1 protein-coding gene is annotated in these 2,546 nt (G+C 46.9%); it reads left to right on the top strand.

Features of this window, described 5'->3' with window-relative positions:
- On the top strand, positions 1 to 2,499 hold a 2,499-nt coding region (gene brxC / locus FTT94_RS16350), incomplete at its 5' end, for a BREX system P-loop protein BrxC (protein ID WP_180171123.1).
- Positions 2,500 to 2,546: the final 47 nt, after the last annotated feature.

Raw genomic sequence — 2,546 nt, 5'->3', positions numbered from 1 at the left:
ATCCATAACTATCCTTTTGCGCCGTACCATTTTCAGCTGGTACAAAAAGTATTTGAAGAAATCCGTAAGGTCGGTGCGACCGGTGCACACCTGGCCTATGGTGAACGGTCCATGTTGGATGCGTTCCAGATGGCCGCGAATGCGATTGCTACAGATGAAGTCGGTGCCCTGGTTCCTTTCCACCGCTTCTATACTTCAGTGGAAGGATTTCTGGATACAGCAGTGAAGCGTACCATCGACCAGGCAGGGCAGAATAAGACCCTGGATGGTTTTGATGTGCAGATGCTGCGTACCCTGTTCATGATCCGCTATGTCGATATCATCAAAGGTACGCTGGATAACCTGGTGACTTTGTCGATTGAGAAAATTGATGAAGATAAGCTGGCATTGCGCAAGCGGATTGAAGAGAGCCTGCAGCGTCTGGAAAAAGAGAGCCTGATTACTAGGAATGGTGATGAGTTCCTGTTCCTAACCAATGAAGAGCGGGATATTACCCGAAAAATTAAAGCCACAGACTTAGCGGCTTCAGAAGAAAATAAAGAGTTAGCCAACCTGATCTTTAAAGATTTACTGCGCGATCAGAACAAATACCGCCATCAAGCCAACAAGATGGACTATCAGATTGGTCGTTTTCTGGATGGTCATAGCCTGGATGGCAAGTATGAGAGCGATTTGAAAGTTGAAATCATTTCTCCGCTGGATACGGAATACAACCTCTATACTGAAGCTTACTGTATTGGTAAAAGTACTCAGGCCGAAGGACAAGTCCTGTTTAAACTGGCAGACGATAAACAGTTCTTTAATGAACTGCGCACCTGGCTGAAAACCAATAAATTTATTCGGTTAAATGATGATGGCACTCAGTCCGATATCACCCGTATCCTGGCAGACCGTGGCCGTGAGAACCAGGAGCGTAAAAAACGCCTGCGTGTCCGGGTCGAAGAAATGTTGCTGGACGCGGAAAGTTATGCCTTGGGTCAACATCTACAACTTTCATCTTCAAGTCCAACCACCAAGCTGGATGAGGCTTGTCGTTATTTGCTGGAAAACACTTATACCAAACTGAGCTATCTGCAGGTCTATCAGCAGGATGCCTGGCGTGAACTGAACGCCGTCTTGACTGTGGATGATATGGCGCAGCTCGGATTGTCTCTGGATGGCGGTCAGAGCAATCCCAAAGCCCTACAGGAAGTGGAGCAGTACATTGCACTACGGGCCACCGGTACAGAGCGTATTCTGGTGTCAGATGTGGTGGATCGTTTTGCCAAACGTCCTTATGGCTGGCCAGATGCCGAGATTTTACTGTTGGTGGGTCAGCTGGCTGCGATGGGGCGGATTTCACTACAGTTAAATGGCGGCAGCTTACAGTTAAAAGATGCCTTTGAGCCTTTACAAAACAGCCGCCGTCGCCGTGATGTGTCGATCATTAAAAAACGCCAGACTGATGATCAGGTATTGAAACAGGCACGCCAACTCACCCAAGAACTGTTCTCGGCGATGGGACCAGCGACTGAGAAAGAGCTATTTGAATTCTATTTGCAGCATCTTAAGACTTGGTTAGCCAACTTTAAGTCGTATAAGAGTAAAACTGATGTTGGGCAGTTCCCGGGTAAGAAAGTGATTGAAAAGTCTATTCTGACTTTGGAACGTCTGCTGGCGAATAGCGACAGCTTCGATTTCTTTAAGGCCGTGGTCGAGAACAAGGACGACTATCTGGATCTGGAAGAAGATTATCGTGATATTCATGAATTCTTCAGCAACCAGATGCCAAGCTGGCAACAACTGCAACAGGCCTTACGTCATTTTGAGAAAAACAAACAGGCGCTGGGCAGTGATGAGGTGGCAAAAAAAGCCCTCTCTGAATTACATCGCATTTCCACCCTTGAATCGCCCTATGGTCTGTTAAATAAAGTGGCTGATTTGGTTCGTACAGTGGAAAGCGTCAATGAGCAATTGTTGACTGAGAAGCGCAATCAGGCGATAGAACACATTGATGACAAGATCAAACAGTTAGAAGCCGAGATTAAAAACAGTGGTATTGCCACCGCTGAGCTGAGTAACAAGCTATTACGCCCACTACAACTGCTGAAAACGGATATTGAAGTGGAAACTAGCCTGTCCACCATCTATATGTTGCAAACTCAAACCAGCGTCGAGCGTTTTGATGAAGCCTTGTATGAGTTGGAAAGCGAAGTTCAGGCGGAAATCCAGCGTCAGGCCAAAGCGGCACAACTGGCTCAGAGCAAAGCCGAGAGTGTGGCGAGTTCAGCAACTACAGCCAGCCCAGTTACATCAACACCTGCTGCGAGTCCGGTACAGTCTGTGACAGCCGTAGTGCCACCGAAACCTGTTGTCGAAGTTGATGTCGCCAGCATTTACAGCAAAAGCTCAAGTAGTGTCTATCTGGAAACAGAAGAATCAGTGGATCAGTTTGTAGACGCACTCAAAGCTGAACTGAAAAAAATCGTGAGTGATAAAAAGCGTGTGCGTATCCGCTAACTCGGGTTAGGGATATCGGCATCAGTCATTAATTAAAGGTTTAAAGA

Source organism: Acinetobacter sp. YH12027 (genome assembly GCF_013420085.1).
GTDB classification, from domain to species: domain Bacteria; phylum Pseudomonadota; class Gammaproteobacteria; order Pseudomonadales; family Moraxellaceae; genus Acinetobacter; species Acinetobacter amyesii.
Note: the sequence above shows the minus strand (reverse complement) of the source record. Positions and strands in the feature narration are given on the sequence as shown.